Here is an 18,132-nt window from a genome sequence, read left to right as displayed (position 1 = left end):
TTCGGCCTCCTTGCCGTTTATTTCAGTTTTACAGCTGAACTGAGTTCAGATGTTGCACCTACACGGTCAGTGATCGTTGCTGTCACTGAAGCCACTTGGGTTGTTGGTTTCCAAGTCAGCGTTGCGGTTCCTTGTGCATTGGTTGCAGCAACCGCTGAACCTAAATAAAGCTCTGCTTCATTTGAATTTACTGATGTGTTGCCAAAAAACTCGACCTGATAACGCTGATTCAGTCGTGCATTGATCTCAGCCCTAATTTGTCCTTTTGACAGGCTTAGTTTTGGTGCCTGAATATTCTGATTCGGTTGAGCATTACAGCCTTGCTCATCTGGTTTGTTGCAGGTTTTTTGCAAGTTTGCAGGATCAATTTTGACTCCATGACCACGTGAACCCACAAAATGTGCATGCTCTAAACCTGGAATATCAAAGATAATCGCACCGACACGTTGATTCGGTACGCAACTTCCGCCCGCCTCACAACGTTTAATGTCTTTGCCGTTATTCCAGATTAAGTTTTTGGTCAGAGTAATGTGGGCATTGGCATCTTTTTCAGAGCGGATCGCGATTCCCACCCGATTACCATGTACTTTATTGCTGTCAAAAATATTGCCGTCACCCGTCAGGTTAAAACCATTGGAGTTATTGGTCAGTTCGTTATAGGCAATATAGTTACGCTTACCCCAGTTGATCTGTAAACCATCTGAGTAATTCTCAAATTTATTGCCTATCACCGCATTGTCATTACCCCACAAGATTTCAATGCCTTGTGATGGTTCAGGATTTGCTGCTGTAGAAATAAACTGGTTATTGGCGACCAAGTTAAATGCTGCGCCACGAGTCAGTTCAAGCCCGTCACCATTGTCCTGAAAATAGTTATTCAATACTTTGTTGTTATTGGTGGTGGTCGCTGTAGGATTACCCTTACCATCATCTCCAGTCAGCATCACTCCTGCACCACCGTAGTTGTGCATGATACGGTTGTTTTGAATCAGGTTATTGCTGGCACGGTTCATCAAAATTCCAATACAGAAATGGCGAATTTCCAAGCCTTGGATGGTGACCCCACTGATGTCGCGTAATACGATGCCCGGCAAAGTTGTGGTCCGGACATTGGTCCCGAATTGCCCTTCAACTGCACCAGGGCAAGCTTCAACTCCTGTACCTTTAATATAATTTGATCCATCGACTGCGATAAATTCACCTGTCTTCGCCCATTGTGTACCAATGATTTTTACAGGCGCTTTGATTTCAGGTAATGGACTGTTGACCTTAATTGCATAAGGTGCTTTGCCTACCGCTTGAATCAGAATCTCACTGGCTTCTGTCGGTTTGCGATTGGCTTGTTCAATTGCCCAACGTAAAGAACCTTTATCATTGTCATCTTGATAACGATCGACGATATAAGTTTCTGCTGCTGCCCAACCCGAAACGGCCATAGCGATGGCTAAAGTACTTAAACGTACATAAATTGCTTTCATGTCTAAAAATCCTTTTTAAATTATTGTGTTGGTTGAATGGTCTTTAAAAACTGTTTCAGTTGCGTGACGTCAATCTGCCCCGGTGCAGATGCTTCGCCAATCATGCCAAAACTGAAACTGCCACCCATATTTGCAGTGGCAATCCGAGAAATTGTCCCCAGCTTACCCATCGACATGGTGAGCAATGGCTTTTTAGATTGCTGACTGACGCTTAAAGTCGCATTCATTAAGCTGAATACATCCTGTTTGCTTTGCGGCATCACTGCAATTTTAAGAATATCGGCGCCTAACTCATCCTGTTTAAGTAAACGTTTGATGATTTCAGTCTCAGGTGGTGTTCTTTGAAAATCATGATTGGACATCACGATCAGCACTTTTTTCGCATGTGCCAATTTGACGGTATTCTTCACAATTTGTTGATCACGGAACATTTCCACATCGAGCATATCCATAAAGGGCTGCTGTAAATACGCTTGATAGGTCTTGCCATAATCTGCATCGCTAATTGTTAACTGCCCGCCTTCGTTATGAGTACGAATCGTGGCAATCATTGGCTTAGCACCCAGAATCTGTTTTAGCTCTTGGCCCAAGGTAATCACTTGCTTGCTATCATTGGCAAAATTGAGTAAATCAATCCGAAACTCCGCGAGATCAGCATCTGGATTCGCTGCGATCACTTTTGCCTGAGCAATTGCCTGCTCTTTGGTTTTGGCTGTGATGGGTACAATAGTTTTGACAGGCAGCTTTACAAGTTCAGATAATTCAACCTGTTTTTGGACACTGTCCTGTGCTTGTACTGTTTGAACCATCAAAAAGGGGCTAACAAGCAACATCACTGCTGCCAGTGTTTTCATTTTCATCTGTATCGTCCTTAATAATAGATTTATTCATTCGGCGGCGTCTTACCGAGTTTTCATTTCATTTTTAATCTCTCCTCACCCATCAAAAGTGAGGAGTACTTTTCAATTTCAGGATCTAAGTGATTCCATAATCAGTCCATCTTTGAAAGGAAGCTATTTAAAGAAATGCCTAAATATCAAAGAACACTGTTTCATCATCACCCTGAATACGAATATCAAAGCGATAAACCACTTCACCCTCCACTTCACTGCGTTTGGCGATCAGCGTTTGGCGACGTACTGCCCATTCAATGCTGTTTAGAATTGGATCATTGGCATTGGCATCCACTTCATCTTCAAAATAAATACGGGTATGCAAACCAATATTGATACCACGGGCAAAAACTGCGACAGCAATATGCGGTGCTTGAATTGAACCTTTACGCCCAGCAACAGCGCCCGGTTTTACCGTATTAAAGCTCCAGAAGCCTGTTTCAAAATTAGCCCCCGTACGGCCCCAACCCAGAAAATGTGGATCGACTGTTTTGCCTTGAGTGTCCGCCTGACTTGGATACACCCCATTGGCATCTGCTTGCCAAATTTCCAGCAATACATCTCGTAATGGCAAACCCAGCCCGTCAAACACCTGACCTTCCAGACGAATCCGTTGGCCTTGGGTTTGCTCATTGACTAACTGGTGATTGAAATTATGCTCAAACACTTTAATATTGGCTTGTTGCGGTAGTAGACCGATATGTACATAAGGACCACCCGTTTGTGATGGGGTTTCCTTCAATTCCTGAAAATTCCATGCATTCATCGTATATCTCCCTTAAGTCAAATCATTTTCAAAATAAGTCGCACGACGACCACGAAGATGAATATCAAAGCGGTAACAACGACTGTCTGCTTCAATGAAATTGTTCTTATCTTCCAATGCAATCAAGGCACGACGCTGATCTTCAGATGGAATGGTTTTTAAAATCGGGCAAGTATCAATCAAGGTATCGCCTTCAAAATAGAACTGCGAAATCAGACGCTGCGCCCAACCATCTGCAATCAAGGAAAAATGAATATGCGCTGGACGCCATTCATTAATTCGGTTGCGCCACGGATAAGGGCCGGGTTTGATGGTACGGAAAATATAAAAACCATTTTCATCAGTTAAGGTACGACCACAGCCACCAAAATTAGGATCCATCGCACCAATAAATTTGTCATTTGGATGACGATAACGGCCTGATGCATTGGCCTGCCACACTTCTAATAAGGCGTTTTTAACAGGACGACCAAACTGATCACGCACATACCCATGCACAATAATCCGTTCACCAACAGGTAGACCTTCTTTGGCGTAATTCAAGATCAGGTCATTATCTTTAGGGCCAAAAATACTCGGTGAAAAATGTGGTGAAGTGACTTCAGTCAAGGTTTCATTAATTGAGATCAAGGCATTCTTTGGCGAGCGTAATACACTGGTCTTATAACCGGGTGTATATGCTGGCGGATGATCATCGGTATTACGTTGTGGGTATGCACCTAATGTATGCTTTAACATGCCTGTCTCCTTAATCCTGTGATTGTGCTGCAACGGGCTGCACGTCGATGCCAAGTTCTTTAAAGACGTCTTCGGCCATATGCATCGCCGCATTTGCTGCTGGCAAACCGGCATATAAAGCACTATGCAAAATCAGTTCTTTTAGTTCGTCCTTGGTAACACCATTGTTGAAGCAAGCACGTAAATGCATTCTGAGTTCGTCTTCTCGACCTAAAGCCAATAAGATGGCAATCGTGACCAAGCTACGGGTATGACGCGGCAAACCTTCACGTGACCAGACTTCGCCCCAGGCAAAACGACTAATAAAGTTCTGAAAATCCTGATTGAAATCATTTAGGTTGGCTAAAGAGCGGCCGACATGTGTTTCACCCAACACTTCGGTACGGACTTTCAGTCCTTGTTGATAACGTTGTTCATCATTCATGAATGTTGCTCCTCATCTTGAAAATATGAGCCTTAGGTTGCATCGGTATGAGCAACGAGAGATTTAACAAAAATTGCGATGGCTGCTGCGGTAGCAGGAATCATCAGCAAGCTGAGAATGGCGGTAAAAGACCAGTCATTGCCCAATAACACTGCACCAATCCATGCACCAAATACGGCACCGAAACGGCCAATCCCTGTCATCCATGCCACACCTGTTGCACGGCATTGGGTTGGATAGAAACGCGCACTTAAGGCTGGCATAGACGATTGCGCACCATTAATGGCAATGCCTGCACAGAGCACTAAGATCGCTAATAAGGTTGGATTATTGAGACTTTGTCCAACGGCAACGGCAAACAGACCTGCGATAAAATAGAAACCTGAAATAATGCGGTTTGGATTGAAACGATCCATTGCCCAGCCAATAAATAAGGCACTGAGCACCCCACCAAACTGGAACAAGCCGCCAATAAATGCTGCACGTTCCATGGTTGCACCTGTTTCACGCATCAAGGTTGGCAACCAGCTGGTGAGCAGGTAAACCACGACTAAACCCATGAAATAAGTGGTCCACAATAAGACCGTACCTTTGGCATATTGTTGGGAGAACAGCATGCCAAATACATTTTTCTTTTCTGCCACAGCAGATTGTTCTTCTGGGATATGAAAGCTTTCGGCTGCTTGTGCTTTCTCAGGTGCAATATGATTTAAAATTTTGCGAATTTTTGCTGAATCTCGACCTTTGATAATCAGAAAACGATAAGATTCAGGTAAAAATAAAATCACCAGAACCATGAGAATCAATGGTGTCCAGCCACCCAATAAAAATAAGCTGTGCCATCCAAATGCTGGAATCAGCCAGCTACTGATAAAGCCCCCTGTTGCCATACCTAGGTTATAGCCACAGAACATACAGGTCACCATTAACGAACGTACCCGTGTTGGACAATATTCAGAGAACAAGGTGGCTGCATTTGGCATCGCTGCCCCGAGACCAATTCCTGTTAAAAAACGTAATACCACCAATTGATTCAGGTTTTCAGCATAAGCAGATGCCAAGGTAAAACCACCAAAAATCAGCATTGCAACAGTTAAAACAATCTTGCGCCCAAAACGATCAGCGGTTGGACCTGACACCAGTGCCCCAATAATCATGCCACCGAGTGCTGCACTCATTACCGGTCCAAGTTGGGAACGGTCAATGCCCCAGTCCTGAGTTAATGCTGGTGCAATAAAGCCCATTGCCGCAGTATCGATTCCATCGACAAATACAATGAGAAAACAAATAATTGCGATCATCCACTGATATTTGCTAATGGGTGCATTATCAATTAATGCCTGTGCATCAATACTATTTTTTGATACAGCAAATTCCTGTGCCATAGTTGCCTCCTTGTAAGCGAATTCCTTGCTAACCCTGCTGGTTATATGTTTTGAATAAACTTGGACAGTGCCTGATTAAACACTTGGGGTTGTTCGATATTGGATAAATGCGACGCCGCCAAGACCTCAAGCTGACTGCTTGCAATGAGTTGGTGCATAAACTCTGCATCTTGAACCGTTGTGACAGGATCGTACTGCCCTGCAATAATTAACGTTGGAATCTGAATCTGGCCAAGTTGCTCCCGAACATCTGCATCAGCTAAAGCACGACATGCATTGGCATAACCTTGTGCAGGTGTCAGCGCAAGACTCTGAATCGTCTTTTGTGCCAAAACATCATGCGCATAATCAAAATGTTCACTAAACCAACGTGTATGCGTGGTCTTTACAATTTCAGCCAAACCGTTTTGTTCAACACTCTCTGCACGGCTATTCCACGCTTCGGCAGTACCAATTTTTGCAGCTGAATTTGCCACGCTAATACTGTGAAAACGTTCGGGATGTTGAATGGCTAAAGCCAATGCAGTAATCCCACCCATTGAAATGCCACAGAAATGAACTTTTTCAATGGCTAAGGCATCCAGAATATCGACCACATCTTCAGCCAGATTTTGCAGGGTGCTATTGGCAATGACTGCACTTGCGCCATGCCCACGTGTGTCATAGCTAATAATTTGATAATGATCAGCCAAAGCGGCTACCTGTGCCTGCCACATCCCGTGGTCCGTTCCCAAAGAGTTGGAGAACATGATGACTGGCGCATCTTTTAGACCTTGCACTTGAACTGCAAGTGAATGTCCTTGACGATTCTTGATATGCGTGATCATGCGCTTACTCTCCTTGTGCTGCGTGTAGCACGGCATCAATTTGCGCCTGAATATTGCCCAAATAAGATGCAGGCTGGAACAGCTCATCCAATGCTTGATCATTAAAATATGTGTTGACTTCATCCATCGCTGACAAAATGGTTTTTAAATGCTGTTGTTGAGCAACCGCTTGCTGACAGGCCTGCTCAACCAGATGATGCGCATTCATACGCCCAAGCTTTGGTGCCAGCGCCATCATCACCGCTTCAGCCATGATCAAACCTTGAGTACATTCAAGATTGCGTTGCATCGCCTCTGCATTGACTTGCATATGTTCGAGCACATCGCAGCTACGTTCTAAAGCACCCGCACATAACTGGAAAACTTCTGGGATTGCCAGCCATTCCGCATGCCATGCACCCAAAGCACGTTCATGCTCTTGCACCATGCTTTGATAGACACTTGCCATTAAGGCAGGCACGCGATTGGCTGCGGCAAGAATTGAGGCTGCTGCAACAGGATTACGCTTATGTGGCATGGTTGATGAACCGCCTCGCCCCTTTGCTGCGGGTTCAAAAACTTCAGCGATTTCAGTTTGCATTAGCAATGACCAATCTTTTGCCATCTTGCCAACATTTCCAACGATCAAAGCAAGCATACTGGCAAGTTCAACCATACGGTCGCGTTCACCATGCCAAGTACATTCTGGTACGGTTAAATTGAGTTGCTCAGCAAAAGCTTCGACCACCGCTGAACCTTTATCTTGTAAAGATGCCAGTGAACCTACTGCACCACCGAGTTGCACAGTGAATACACGAGTTTTCATTGCCTGTAAGCGATCTAGATCACGTTTCAAGGCTGCTGCCCATCGCGCAAATTTATGTCCCAAAGTAATCGGCAAAGCTTGCTGTAACCAAGTCCGTCCAATCATGACCTGATGGCGGTATTGCTGGGCTTGCTTTAAGGACGTTTGATAGGCCTGTTGCAGTTGCTGTTCGATCAATACCAAGGCATCACGACTCTGCAAAATCGTTGCCGTATCAATGATGTCTTGACTAGTCGCACCCCAATGTACATAGCGAGCAGCATCTTCATCTTGCTGTTTCACCAAAGCGGTGAATTGCTTGACCAATGGAATCGCAACATTACCAGCCAATCCTGCTGCTGTAGCCAACGCATCCATATCGATTTGTGCTACAGCATTGTGTCCGACCTGTTCAATCATCGTTGCCGCTGAAGCAGGAATCACATTGACCTGTGCCTGAGCTTTGGCTAAAGCCACTTCGGCTTGAATCATATAACTCAATAAAGCTTGATCACTAAAAATGGCAGTGACTTCAGGCTGATAAAATAAGCTGGCGTATAACTGGCTCATGGCAAACCTCACTCAACACGTTGAATAATCAATGCAATCCCTTGCCCAACACCAATACACATCGAACACAGGGCGTACAGACCTTTGATCTGTTCAAGCTGGTTCAAAGCGGTTGTCACTAAACGTGCACCAGAGGCACCCAAAGGATGACCCAAAGCAATCGCACCACCATTCGGATTGATTCGTGCATCATCATCACTCAAGCCTAAATCACGAGTGACGGCTAAAGCCTGTGCCGCAAAAGCTTCATTTAGTTCAATCACGTCCATCTGCGCTAGAGTGAGATTGGCCTGTTTTAGTAATTTCTTAATGGCAGGTGCAGGCGCAAAACCCATAATCCGTGGTTCAACACCAACTGTAGTCGCAGCAATGATTTTGGCACGTGGTTTGAGCTGGTATTTTTCCACCGCTTCATCTGAAGCAATCAATACGGCAGCAGCACCATCATTAATCCCAGAGGCATTACCCGCTGTCACAGTGCCTTCTACTTTGACCACACCCTTGAGTTTGGTTAAGGCTTCTAACGTGGTTGATGCACGTGGATGCTCATCCGTATCCACCACAATCGCATCACCTTTACGCTGTGGAATCGTCACAGGGATGATTTCGCGGGCAAAGAAGCCTTTGGCTTGCGCAGTTGCAGTACGTTGTTGGCTGTTAAGGGCAAATTGGTCTTGATCAGCACGATTGATATTGAACAGTTCCGCCACGTTTTCTGCGGTTTGCGGCATGCTATCCACACCATACCGTTCTTTGAGTTTTGGATTGATAAAACGCCACCCCATGGTGGTGTCTTCAATCTTTTGACTACGGCCAAAGGCGCTGTCGGATTTACCCATCACATAGGGTGCACGGCTCATGCTTTCCACACCACCCGCAATGATTAAATCAGCTTCATTGGCTTTAATGGCACGTGCAGCCATGGCAATGGCATCCAGTGATGAACCACATAAACGGTTTACTGTAGTGGCGGGTACTTGATAAGGTAAACCTGCCAATAGTGCTGACATACGCCCGATGTTACGGTTATCTTCACCCGCCTGATTGGCACAGCCATAGATCACATCATCGACTTGCTGCCAATCGACACTTGGATTACGTTGCATCAAGGCCTGAATTGGAATCGCTCCCAAGTCGTCAGCACGTACTGGGGCTAATCCGCCCGCATAACGACCGAATGGGGTACGGATAGCATCGATGATATAAGCGTTTTTCATGTGTTTTTCCCTTTAATCCTCCCTTAATCCCTCCTTTAAAAAGGAGGGAGACCTCACTCTATTGTTTAGAGGAAGTCCCCCTTAACAAAGGGGGATTTAGGGGGATTTCAATCCTTAAGCTAGTGTCGCATCAATCAATTTTGCACCCGTCAAAGCTTGCAATTCCTCAAAGCTAAAACCGTCTACTTTCTCAATCACTTTTAAACCGTCAGCAGTCACATCAATTACACACAGGTCGGTATAAATACGATCGACACATTTCAACCCCGTTGCTGGATATGAAAGAGTTTCAACAATCTTCGGTTCACCTTGCTTAGTGGTGTGATCGGTAGTGATAAATACTTTCTTGGCACCGACAGCGAGATCCATCGCACCACCGACTGCAGGAATCGCATCTGCTGCACCGGTATGCCAGTTGGCCAGATCACCATTGGCTGCCACTTGGAAAGCACCTAGCACGGCAATATCCAAATGGCCACCACGCATCATGGCAAAGGAATCACCGTGGTGGAAAAAGCTGCCACCAGTGAGCATAGTGACGTATTCTTTACCTGCATTGATCAGCTCAGGGTCTTCTTCACCTTTTGCAGGTGGAGGACCAAATGCCAGCAAGCCATTTTCCGAATGCAGAAATACATCTTTATCCGCAGGAAGATAATTGGAAATCTTGGTTGGCAGGCCAATGCCGAGATTGACATAAGCACCATCAGGAATATCTTGCGCTACACGTTCAGCAATCTGGTCACGGCTTAGTTTTTGATAGCTCATGTTTATGCTCCTGCGCCAATCGTCGGATCAACAGCGACCACATGCTGGACAAAAATCCCGGGGGTAATGATATGTTCAGGATCAAGCTGCCCCAGTTCGACCAATTCAGACACTTGAGCAATAGTGACATCCGCCGCCATCGCCATGATTGGGCCAAAGTTACGTGCGGATTTGTTATAGACCAGATTGCCCCAGCGGTCGCCCTGATGGGCTTTGATCAAGGCAAAGTCGGCTTTGATGGGATACTCAAGTACATAGTCTTTGCCCTCGATATGGCGGGTTTCTTTGCCTTCTGCCAGTAAGGTACCAAAGCCTGTTGGAGTGAAGACTGCGCCTAAGCCCATACCCGCAGCTTGAATACGGCACGCAAGATTGCCTTGCGGCACCAGTTCCAGTTCAATCTTGCCAGCACGATACAGTTCATCGAAGACCCATGAATCGGATTGACGTGGGAAAGAACAGATGATTTTACGTACCGCACCTGTTTTAAGCAGTTTGGCCAAACCATAGTCGCCATTACCAGCATTATTATTGACGATGACCAAGTCCTTGATGCCAAGTTCGATCAGTCCATCAATCAATTCTGCGGGTTGTCCTGCGGTGCCAAAGCCACCAATCATGATGGTTGCGCCATCCTTGATCTGTGACAGTGCCTCGGTGAATGAGGTGCTACTCTTATCAATCATCTGACTACTTCCTGTACGATGCATCACTCGTATTTTCATCCTGAAAACCGATGAAATTAAATCGAGTGCTTTGTTCGGATTTCTTCTACTTATTCTTGATAAATTCTGCGCTGAGTTCTACGTTTAAAAATGCATTTTGTTCGATGATTAATTTTTATGTTCGATGATCGAACATTATCCAAGTAAATTCGTCATCTTTCGCTTAGAATGTTTTTGATAGAAAAACCGTTTTAGCAAGGATGTCTAAATTATGGAAAATGATCAGGAAAAGAATCCGCGTTTGATCCATCATACCGAAAACAAAAAAATGATTCGGCACGAAGATTTTATTGCAGGTATTGCAAAAGGTCTCAGCATTTTGGAATGCTTTGGACCTGATCGCCACCGTCTCAACATGAGTACCGCAGCAGAAAAAACAGGCATGACGCGTGCCGCTGCTCGACGTCATTTACTGACGCTAGAATACTTAGGCTATTTGGATTTTGATGGGCATTACTATTATTTATCGCCCAAGATCCTTAAATTCTCTGGGGCTTATTTAGATGGCTCCCCGCTTCCTAAAATCTGTCAGCCTTTATTAAACCTTTTAACCAATCAAACTTCGCTGATTTATTCGGTGATGGTTTTAGATGGTTATGAAGCAATTACCATTGCCCGTAGCGCCGCTCATCAACAAACCGATCGGGTCAATCCTTATGGTTTGCATTTAGGCAATCGGCTCCCTGCCCATGCGACTTCTGCTGGAAAGATTCTACTGGCACATTTAACGCCTGAAGCACAAAAACGATGGTTAGCAAAATATCCCTTAAAACGTCTCACCAAATATACTCATACCGAGAGTGAGGCTTTTTTAGCCTTACTACATGAAATCAAAGAGCAAGATTGGTGCTATTCCTGTGAAGAACATGAATTGGGCGTGCATGCGGTCGCAGTGCCAATTTATGACTCTAATGCGACTGTCGTTGCTGCCTTAAATATCGTTTCTCCCACCATGCGTACCACCAAAGATTATTTAATTACTCACATCTTGCCCTTATTACAGGAAACGGCGCGTGATCTACGCCAAGTGATTTAACTCACAATCAAAATATTAAGGCAAAAAAAAGCCACATCTGGAAATGTGGCGAAAGGTGTATTGCGACAACAATTGTGTCGGTATGTTTAAGTTAATCACCTTTGCTTAAATGAACATTAATTTTTTGCTGATTGTGCTGTTTTATTATTCAGTCATTTCAAAATCCCGAATACTACTTCATTAAAATAAATAATATTTAAGTGAAATTTTAATTCCCATAGTTTATGAGTTAGATCTAAACGTTTATATTTGATGACAAATATAAAAATTAAATGTTATGAGGATTTAATATTTTTTCTTTAATGTGATATTTATCTCACACTTTATACTTTACGACCCTAAATGTTATGTTTTGTATGTAAAAATTACATATTGTAATCAACACCTCAATGTTTAAATTTTATACCAGACTTCATCCTGAATTATTAAAATAAGAAATTGATATATAAATAATTTTTTAAAATAATAAAGCTAAAAACCAGCTCATTTGTATTAGCGTGAGAAGCATAGTATTTTAAAAAAACATTAAAAATAAATAAATTTAAACCTAAAGATAGAACGAATAATAACAGTGAGATCGAATAATGATTGAATGGTTACAAGGCGAATTAAAACATAGTCCAGAGATATTACTGTTCTTGTCTTTGGCAATCGGTTTCTGGATCGGTCAGTTTCAATTCGGAAAATTTCAGTTCGGTGGTGTAGCAGGCTCTCTACTTGTTGCAGTGGTACTCAGCCTCATCGGTGTCCCAGTCGACAACGGCGTCAAGGCCATTTTATTTGCCTTGTTCATTTATGCCGTTGGTTTTGAAAGCGGTCCCCAGTTCTTTAAATCATTAGGCCCTCAATCAATCAAGGAGATCTTGTTAGCGGTCTTTATGGCAGTGAGTGGTTTAATTACCGTATTGGTGATGGCGAAACTGTTCCACCTCGATAAAGGTTTAGCCGCGGGACTCGCTGCAGGTGGCATGACCCAATCTGCAATTATCGGTACTGCAGGTGATGCGATTTCCCGTCTCGACCTCCCCTTAGCTGAGATTCAAAAGCTGCAAGCCAATGTCGCGATCGGCTATGCCGTGACTTATATTTTCGGTTCATTGGGTGCCATTATTGTCTGTGTGAATATCTTGCCTAAATTTATGGGCAAAGAAATTCATGATGATGCGTTGAAAGCCCAGTCAGAACGGCTCAAAGGTGCTTTTGAATTAGCCCCAGGTCAAGAACTGGCGATGCCTGAAATTGTTGGACGCATTTATAAGGTCAAACAAGCCAGTGGGCAAACGGTGGCAGAGCTGGAAGCTAAACAAGCTAGCATCACCATTGAACGGTTAAAACGTAAAGATCAACTGATTGATGTAGCACCAGAACTGACTTTACAAACAGATGACGTGATATTGCTCGTCGGCCGTCGTGCCAGTGTGGTGGCTGTTTCAGATCAAATTGGTACTGAGTTACAGTCTTCACAAGGCATGGAAATGATTATGGATACCACCGATGTAATCCTGAGAAATTCCAAATATATCAATCGTAGTTTAGGTGATATTAAGACCAATACCCCTGACACTTTAAAACATGGGATTTATGTACTGGCAATTAAACGTAATGATGAAACCCAAACGTTGAGTGATGATACCGTGCTGCAACAAGGTGATGTCATCACCGTTTATGGCACCAAAAGTGATCTTGATCGTTTAGTCAAAGAAGCAGGCACGGCCTTGCCAGAAAGCTTAAAAACCGACTGGATTTTCCACGGTGCAGGCCTTGTGGTCGGCTTACTCATTGGTCTGTTTGTGATTCGTATTGGCGATGTCCCTTTAACACTGGGTGCAGGTGGCGGTGCATTACTCTCAGGGCTTCTATTTGGTTGGCTACGCAGCCGTAATCAGGTTCATGGCAACATGCCTTTAGCTGCTTCGCAACTGCTTAAAGATTTAGGTCTTGCAGGTTTTGTGGCTGCTGTGGGTTTACAATCTGGTCTACAAGCCATTCAAACCATTAAAGATAGTGGTCTGTCCCTATTTATGATTGGCGTCGTGGTTACCTTAGTTCCACTGATTCTTTCCATGCTTTTCGCACGTTATGTATTGCGTTATCAGAATGTTGCCGTTATGGCAGGTGCCTTATCAGGTTCTCGTAGTGCCAACCCTGCCTTTGGTGCGATTTTAGATAAAGCTGGAAATTCCATTCCCACGGTTCCATTTGCCATTACTTATGCACTGGCAAACGTATTCTTGACTTTGCTAGGCCCCCTCATCGTCGGCCTTGCCTAAAGATAATTTGTATTCAACTACTTATTGCTTCAACTATAATTAAGGAGACTTCCCATGGGGAACGTTGATTATTCAAAATACTCAAAACTTAGCCCATTCGAACTAAAAGATAATTTAATCGAACTTGCCCAAAGTAAAACAGACAGGATGATGCTTAATGCAGGGCGTGGCAATCCGAACTTTTTAGCCACGATTCCGCGTCGAGCCTTCTTTCAATTGGGGCTATTTTCCACCACAGAATCAGAATTTTCGTTCTCCTATATGCCAGAAGGTTTAGGTGGGTTCCCCCGACCTGTCGGTTTACAGTCTCGTTTCGACAATTTCATTATGCATAATCGGGATAAACCCGGTGTAGTCTTTCTCGGCAAAGCCATTTCCTATGTCAGAGACCAACTCGGCCTAGACCCCGATGCTTTTTTACTGGAAATGGTCGAAGGGATTTTAGGCTGTAATTACCCTGTACCCGACCGAATGCTACGCATCAGTGAATCGATTATCAAAGAATACATTCTGCGTGAAATGGGCGTCCAAGGCATGCCCAAAGAAGGCTTGGACTTATTTGCTGTTGAAGGCGGAACCGCAGCAATGGCCTATATTTTTAACTCCTTAAAAGAGAATAAAATTATTGCCAATGGCGATCGGATTGCAATTGGCAGCCCCATTTTCACGCCCTATCTGGAAATTCCGAAACTGAATGACTATCAACTGGAAGAAGTCCTGATCGAAGCCGATCCAAAGCTCGACTGGCAATATCCAGAATCTGAATTACGGAAACTGGAAGACCCATCGATTAAAGCGTTCTTTCTGGTGAATCCAAGTAATCCACCTTCCGTAAAACTCAGCGATGAAGGTTTGGCGATCTTGGCCGATATCGTGAAAAAGCGACCTGACCTGATTATTTTAACGGATGATGTGTATGGTACCTTTGCAGACAACTTCAAATCACTATTTGCGATCTGTCCTGACAATACCATCTTGGTGTATTCATTCTCGAAATATTTTGGGGCAACGGGTTGGAGATTGGGCGTGATTGCGCTCTCAAACAATAATATTCTTGATCAAAAACTGGCGGCACTCTCGAAAAAAGACAAGAAAGAACTGGAAGAACGCTATTCATCTTTAACCACCGATCCAGCCAAGATCAAATTTATTGATCGTCTAGTGGCGGATAGCCGCAATGTGGCTCTGAATCACACCGCAGGTCTTTCCACACCACAGCAAGTGCAAATGGTACTCTTCGCCCTGTTCAATATGATGGATTCGCAGCAGAACTATAAAAAAGCAGTTAAATCTGTGGTACGTGAGCGTGATGCTGCGCTATATCGCCAGTTAGGGGTTGAAGTGCCTGTCGATCCAAATTCGGTCGACTACTATACTTTGGTGAATTTGGAAAACACCTCTCGAACATTGTACGGAGATGATTTTGCAGATTGGGTGATGAAAAATAAGAATCCGACCGAATTATTATTCCGCGTCGCAGATGAAACAGGTGTGGTGCTCTTACCCGGTTCAGGCTTTGGGGTACAGCACCCTTCTGCCCGTGCGTCATTGGCCAATCTCAATGAATACCAATATGCTGCAATCGGAGACTCATTAAGACGTTTTGCCGAAGAAGCCTATCAAGAGTACTTAAAAACCAAGAAAGGCAAAAAATAAATCTGAATCAACGTTTCAGTCAATAAAAAGCAGCTTCGGCTGCTTTTTATGCTTAAAAAAATCAACGTTTAAAATTAAAGATCGAGTACCAGTTTTTTACCTTTGGCACGCGACACACAGATCATCATCGATTGCTGTGAGGCTTTTTCATCATCACTCAAGTACTGATCAAAATGTTCGGCTTCCCCTTCCAGAATCATGGTTTCACAGGTGCCACAAACCCCTTCACGACATAAACATTCTACATCAATATTGAGCAATTCAATTGCTTGTAAAATGGTTTGATTGCCTTGCACTTCGACTTGCTGATTGGATTTTGCCAAGACCACCGTAAATGCTTCACCTTCTTCTGGTATCGTAGATGCAAATTGCTCCCAATGGATATATTCATCACGATAGCGATGGTAATTACAACGATCAATCACCGCATCAATCATCGGTTTAGGTCCACACACATAGACGTGCGTGCCTTTCGGTTGAGCGCCAATCAGTTGATCTAGATCCAGACATTTTCCATCCGAATCGATATAGCTAAAAATATGTTCACTATGTTTTTGCTTGAACTCTTCTAACAGTGCAGCATGCTCTGGCGAACGATAGGCATAATGCAACTCATAGTCAGCACCACGTGCAGCCAGTTCATCCATTTGCGGCACAAATGGCGTAATCCCAATCCCGCCAGCAATCAGAATATGTTTCTCCCCATCTGCTGCCAATGGAAACAGATTCTTTGGTTCAGAAATCAGAATTTCACAGCCTTCATTGCACTGATCATGCATATAGACTGAACCGCCTTTACCTTCAATATCTTTACGGACACAAACTTGGTAAGTTGAAAGATCTTGAGCACAGCTCATCAGTGAATAGGCATTGGACAGCTGGTCGTTCATTTTCACAATGATATGACTGCCACCACTGAATTGAGGGAAATTTTGTCCGTCCTGACGTTTAAATGTAAACCGTTTGATCAGTGGGGTCAGTTGCTCTACGCGTGTGACCACTGATGCAAACATTTCATAATGACTAGCCATGTCTAAATCCTCTTTACCGCATGCTGCTCATCTAAGCATTTTCTAATTTTAAGCGCATATTGCCTGTTGACCCTCGGTGAAGAGAGTCCTCACAGGCATTGTTGCTATAACCCTAAGCACATATATTTAATGGTCATGAACTCTTCCAAACCATATTTAGAACCTTCACGACCAACACCTGATTGTTTCACCCCGCCAAATGGCACCACTTCGTTGGAAATCGCAGTTGAGTTCATCCCGACCATGCCGTATTCCAGCTGTTCAGCGACACGCCAGATCCGTGAAATGTTTTCGCTATACACATAAGCGGCCAAACCAAAAATGGTATCGTTGGCTTGCGCAATGACATCAGCTTCCTCAGTAAAGCGGATTAACGGCGCGACTGGCCCAAAAATTTCTTCCTGAACAATCTCCATATCACGAGACACATCGGTTAAAACCGTCGGTTCAAAGAAAGTCTGACCCAGTGAATGCTGTTGACCGCCACAAGCGACTTTTGCACCTTTACCGCAAGCGTCATCAATCAACTGTTTTGCTTTCAGTACCGCCTTGTCATTGATTAACGGCCCGATCTGTACATTCTGTTCCAAACCATTGCCGATTTTGAATTTCTGTACCTCTTGCACAAATTTCTCGGTAAATGCTTGATAAACCTTGTCATGCACATAGATTCGATTGGCGCAGACACAGGTTTGTCCTGCATTACGGAACTTGGCAAAAATTGCCCCTTGTACCGCTTTATCCAGATCCGCATCATCAAACACGATCAATGGTGCATTGCCACCGAGTTCCAGCGCCAATTTCTTAATGGTGCCTGAGCATTGCTGCATCAATAAACGACCCACAGGTGTAGAACCAGTAAAGGTCAGTTTTTTAACTTTTTCATGGCTGGTAAACACCGAACCAATGTCTTGTGATTTGCCAGTGACGACATTCACCACCCCTGCTGGAATACCAGCCATTTCCGCTAGTTTGGCAAGCGCAAGTGCGCAATACGGCGTTTCATTGGCGGGTTTAATCACAATGGTACAACCTGCCGCCAAAGCAGGCGCTGCTTTACGGGTAATCATCGCTATCGGGAAATTCCACGGCGTAATTGCCGCCACCACACCGACAGGTTCTTTGGTGATAATAAATCGCTGCTGGCTATTGGTGGTTGGAATCACATCGCCATAAACACGTTTGCCTTCTTCGGCAAACCATTGGATAAACGAAGCCGCATATTTCACTTCACCCAACGCTTCAGCTAAGGGTTTACCCTGTTCAATGGTCATCATTCGCGCCAGTTCATCGGCATGTGACAAAACCAATTGATACCAAGCCAATAACAGGTCTGCACGTTTTTGTGCAGTTAAACCTTTCCACGCTGCTAAAGCCTGATACGCCGCTTCCACCGCGACAGTGGCTTCGTCTGCCCCCATATTGGGAATGACACCAATTTCCTCTCCCGTTGCAGGATTGGTCACAGCAATGGTGGCATCGGATTGTGCACTGACCCATTGACCATTGATCAGTCCGCGTTGTTTAAATAACGGACTTGCTTGCAAACTTGACATGTCATGTT

16 protein-coding genes are annotated in these 18,132 nt (G+C 44.2%); 3 read left to right on the top strand and 13 right to left on the bottom strand.

Going from position 1 to position 18,132, the window contains the following annotated elements:
- Nucleotides 1-17: 17 nt before the first annotated feature.
- From F907_RS09355 to F907_RS09405, 11 genes are all read right to left on the bottom strand, one after another.
- On the bottom strand, nucleotides 18-1,478 hold the full coding sequence (locus tag F907_RS09355; RefSeq protein ID WP_016652139.1) for a NosD domain-containing protein: 1,461 nt from the start codon (nucleotides 1,476-1,478) through the stop codon (nucleotides 18-20).
- A 20-nt stretch (nucleotides 1,479-1,498) separates the two neighbouring features.
- Nucleotides 1,499-2,338: a type I 3-dehydroquinate dehydratase gene (gene aroD / locus F907_RS09360; protein WP_016652138.1), complete on the bottom strand. Its 840-nt coding sequence runs from the start codon at nucleotides 2,336-2,338 to the stop codon at nucleotides 1,499-1,501.
- Nucleotides 2,339-2,507: 169 nt separating this feature from the next.
- A complete protein-coding gene (gene pcaG, locus F907_RS09365) occupies nucleotides 2,508-3,137 on the bottom strand; it encodes a protocatechuate 3,4-dioxygenase subunit alpha (RefSeq protein WP_016652137.1) in 630 nt (209 codons plus the stop codon).
- A 12-nt stretch (nucleotides 3,138-3,149) separates the two neighbouring features.
- The gene (gene pcaH / locus F907_RS09370) at nucleotides 3,150-3,875 is read right to left on the bottom strand and encodes a protocatechuate 3,4-dioxygenase subunit beta (RefSeq protein ID WP_004806145.1); all 726 of its coding nucleotides are present in this window, start codon (nucleotides 3,873-3,875) and stop codon (nucleotides 3,150-3,152) included.
- Between the two features lie 10 nt (nucleotides 3,876-3,885).
- Nucleotides 3,886-4,299 carry a 4-carboxymuconolactone decarboxylase gene (pcaC, locus tag F907_RS09375; RefSeq protein WP_016652136.1) on the bottom strand — a complete coding sequence of 138 codons (414 nt, stop codon included), beginning with the start codon at nucleotides 4,297-4,299 and terminating at the stop codon, nucleotides 3,886-3,888.
- Nucleotides 4,300-4,331: 32 nt separating this feature from the next.
- Nucleotides 4,332-5,684 carry a 4-hydroxybenzoate transporter PcaK gene (locus F907_RS09380; RefSeq protein ID WP_005274410.1) on the bottom strand — a complete coding sequence of 451 codons (1,353 nt, stop codon included), beginning with the start codon at nucleotides 5,682-5,684 and terminating at the stop codon, nucleotides 4,332-4,334.
- 41 nt (nucleotides 5,685-5,725) lie between these two features.
- Nucleotides 5,726-6,511 (bottom strand): 3-oxoadipate enol-lactonase, encoded by a 786-nt coding sequence (pcaD, locus tag F907_RS09385; RefSeq protein ID WP_016652135.1) that lies wholly within the window; start codon nucleotides 6,509-6,511, stop codon nucleotides 5,726-5,728.
- A 4-nt stretch (nucleotides 6,512-6,515) separates the two neighbouring features.
- The gene (locus F907_RS09390) at nucleotides 6,516-7,865 is read right to left on the bottom strand and encodes a 3-carboxy-cis,cis-muconate cycloisomerase (RefSeq protein WP_016652134.1); all 1,350 of its coding nucleotides are present in this window, start codon (nucleotides 7,863-7,865) and stop codon (nucleotides 6,516-6,518) included.
- 8 nt (nucleotides 7,866-7,873) lie between these two features.
- A complete protein-coding gene (gene pcaF / locus F907_RS09395) occupies nucleotides 7,874-9,082 on the bottom strand; it encodes a 3-oxoadipyl-CoA thiolase (protein WP_016652133.1) in 1,209 nt (402 codons plus the stop codon).
- A 114-nt stretch (nucleotides 9,083-9,196) separates the two neighbouring features.
- Nucleotides 9,197-9,850, bottom strand: coding sequence for a 3-oxoacid CoA-transferase subunit B (locus F907_RS09400; protein WP_016652132.1), 654 nt, complete (start codon nucleotides 9,848-9,850; stop codon nucleotides 9,197-9,199).
- Nucleotides 9,851-9,852: 2 nt separating this feature from the next.
- On the bottom strand, nucleotides 9,853-10,536 hold the full coding sequence (locus F907_RS09405; protein WP_016652131.1) for a 3-oxoacid CoA-transferase subunit A: 684 nt from the start codon (nucleotides 10,534-10,536) through the stop codon (nucleotides 9,853-9,855).
- Nucleotides 10,537-10,786: 250 nt separating this feature from the next.
- Here F907_RS09405 and pcaU point away from each other — a divergent pair, with 250 nt between their 5' ends.
- The 3 genes from pcaU (at nucleotide 10,787) to F907_RS09420 (ending at nucleotide 15,537) form a co-directional block, all read left to right on the top strand.
- Nucleotides 10,787-11,611, top strand: coding sequence for an IclR family transcriptional regulator PcaU (gene pcaU, locus F907_RS09410; RefSeq protein WP_005242248.1), 825 nt, complete (start codon nucleotides 10,787-10,789; stop codon nucleotides 11,609-11,611).
- A 584-nt stretch (nucleotides 11,612-12,195) separates the two neighbouring features.
- On the top strand, nucleotides 12,196-13,881 hold the full coding sequence (gene aspT / locus F907_RS09415) for an aspartate-alanine antiporter (RefSeq protein WP_005274393.1): 1,686 nt from the start codon (nucleotides 12,196-12,198) through the stop codon (nucleotides 13,879-13,881).
- 54 nt (nucleotides 13,882-13,935) lie between these two features.
- A complete protein-coding gene (locus F907_RS09420; protein ID WP_016652130.1) occupies nucleotides 13,936-15,537 on the top strand; it encodes a bifunctional aspartate transaminase/aspartate 4-decarboxylase in 1,602 nt (533 codons plus the stop codon).
- Between the two features lie 74 nt (nucleotides 15,538-15,611).
- Here the strand turns inward: F907_RS09420 and cntB are convergent, their stop codons facing one another.
- Entirely contained in the window at nucleotides 15,612-16,568 is a 957-nt protein-coding gene (gene cntB / locus F907_RS09425; protein WP_016652129.1) for a carnitine monooxygenase, reductase subunit CntB, read from the bottom strand.
- 104 nt (nucleotides 16,569-16,672) lie between these two features.
- Nucleotides 16,673-18,124 carry an NAD-dependent succinate-semialdehyde dehydrogenase gene (locus F907_RS09430; protein ID WP_016652128.1) on the bottom strand — a complete coding sequence of 484 codons (1,452 nt, stop codon included), beginning with the start codon at nucleotides 18,122-18,124 and terminating at the stop codon, nucleotides 16,673-16,675.
- Between the last annotated feature and the right edge of the window lie 8 nt (nucleotides 18,125-18,132).

Origin of the sequence: Acinetobacter colistiniresistens, assembly GCF_000413935.1 — a bacterium.
GTDB lineage: Bacteria > Pseudomonadota > Gammaproteobacteria > Pseudomonadales > Moraxellaceae > Acinetobacter > Acinetobacter colistiniresistens.
Note: the sequence above shows the minus strand (reverse complement) of the source record. Positions and strands in the feature narration are given on the sequence as shown.

Coding starts and splice junctions, on each gene's coding strand:
- F907_RS09355 (WP_016652139.1), bottom strand. CDS start 1,478: ATGAAAGCAATTTATGTACGTTTAAGTACTTTAGCCATCGCTATGGCC.
- aroD (WP_016652138.1), bottom strand. CDS start 2,338: ATGAAAATGAAAACACTGGCAGCAGTGATGTTGCTTGTTAGCCCCTTT.
- pcaG (WP_016652137.1), bottom strand. CDS start 3,137: ATGAATGCATGGAATTTTCAGGAATTGAAGGAAACCCCATCACAAACG.
- pcaH (WP_004806145.1), bottom strand. CDS start 3,875: ATGTTAAAGCATACATTAGGTGCATACCCACAACGTAATACCGATGAT.
- pcaC (WP_016652136.1), bottom strand. CDS start 4,299: ATGAATGATGAACAACGTTATCAACAAGGACTGAAAGTCCGTACCGAA.
- F907_RS09380 (WP_005274410.1), bottom strand. CDS start 5,684: ATGGCACAGGAATTTGCTGTATCAAAAAATAGTATTGATGCACAGGCA.
- pcaD (WP_016652135.1), bottom strand. CDS start 6,511: ATGATCACGCATATCAAGAATCGTCAAGGACATTCACTTGCAGTTCAA.
- F907_RS09390 (WP_016652134.1), bottom strand. CDS start 7,865: ATGAGCCAGTTATACGCCAGCTTATTTTATCAGCCTGAAGTCACTGCC.
- pcaF (WP_016652133.1), bottom strand. CDS start 9,082: ATGAAAAACGCTTATATCATCGATGCTATCCGTACCCCATTCGGTCGT.
- F907_RS09400 (WP_016652132.1), bottom strand. CDS start 9,850: ATGAGCTATCAAAAACTAAGCCGTGACCAGATTGCTGAACGTGTAGCG.
- F907_RS09405 (WP_016652131.1), bottom strand. CDS start 10,536: ATGATTGATAAGAGTAGCACCTCATTCACCGAGGCACTGTCACAGATC.
- pcaU (WP_005242248.1), top strand. CDS start 10,787: ATGGAAAATGATCAGGAAAAGAATCCGCGTTTGATCCATCATACCGAA.
- aspT (WP_005274393.1), top strand. CDS start 12,196: ATGATTGAATGGTTACAAGGCGAATTAAAACATAGTCCAGAGATATTA.
- F907_RS09420 (WP_016652130.1), top strand. CDS start 13,936: ATGGGGAACGTTGATTATTCAAAATACTCAAAACTTAGCCCATTCGAA.
- cntB (WP_016652129.1), bottom strand. CDS start 16,568: ATGGCTAGTCATTATGAAATGTTTGCATCAGTGGTCACACGCGTAGAG.
- F907_RS09430 (WP_016652128.1), bottom strand. CDS start 18,124: ATGTCAAGTTTGCAAGCAAGTCCGTTATTTAAACAACGCGGACTGATC.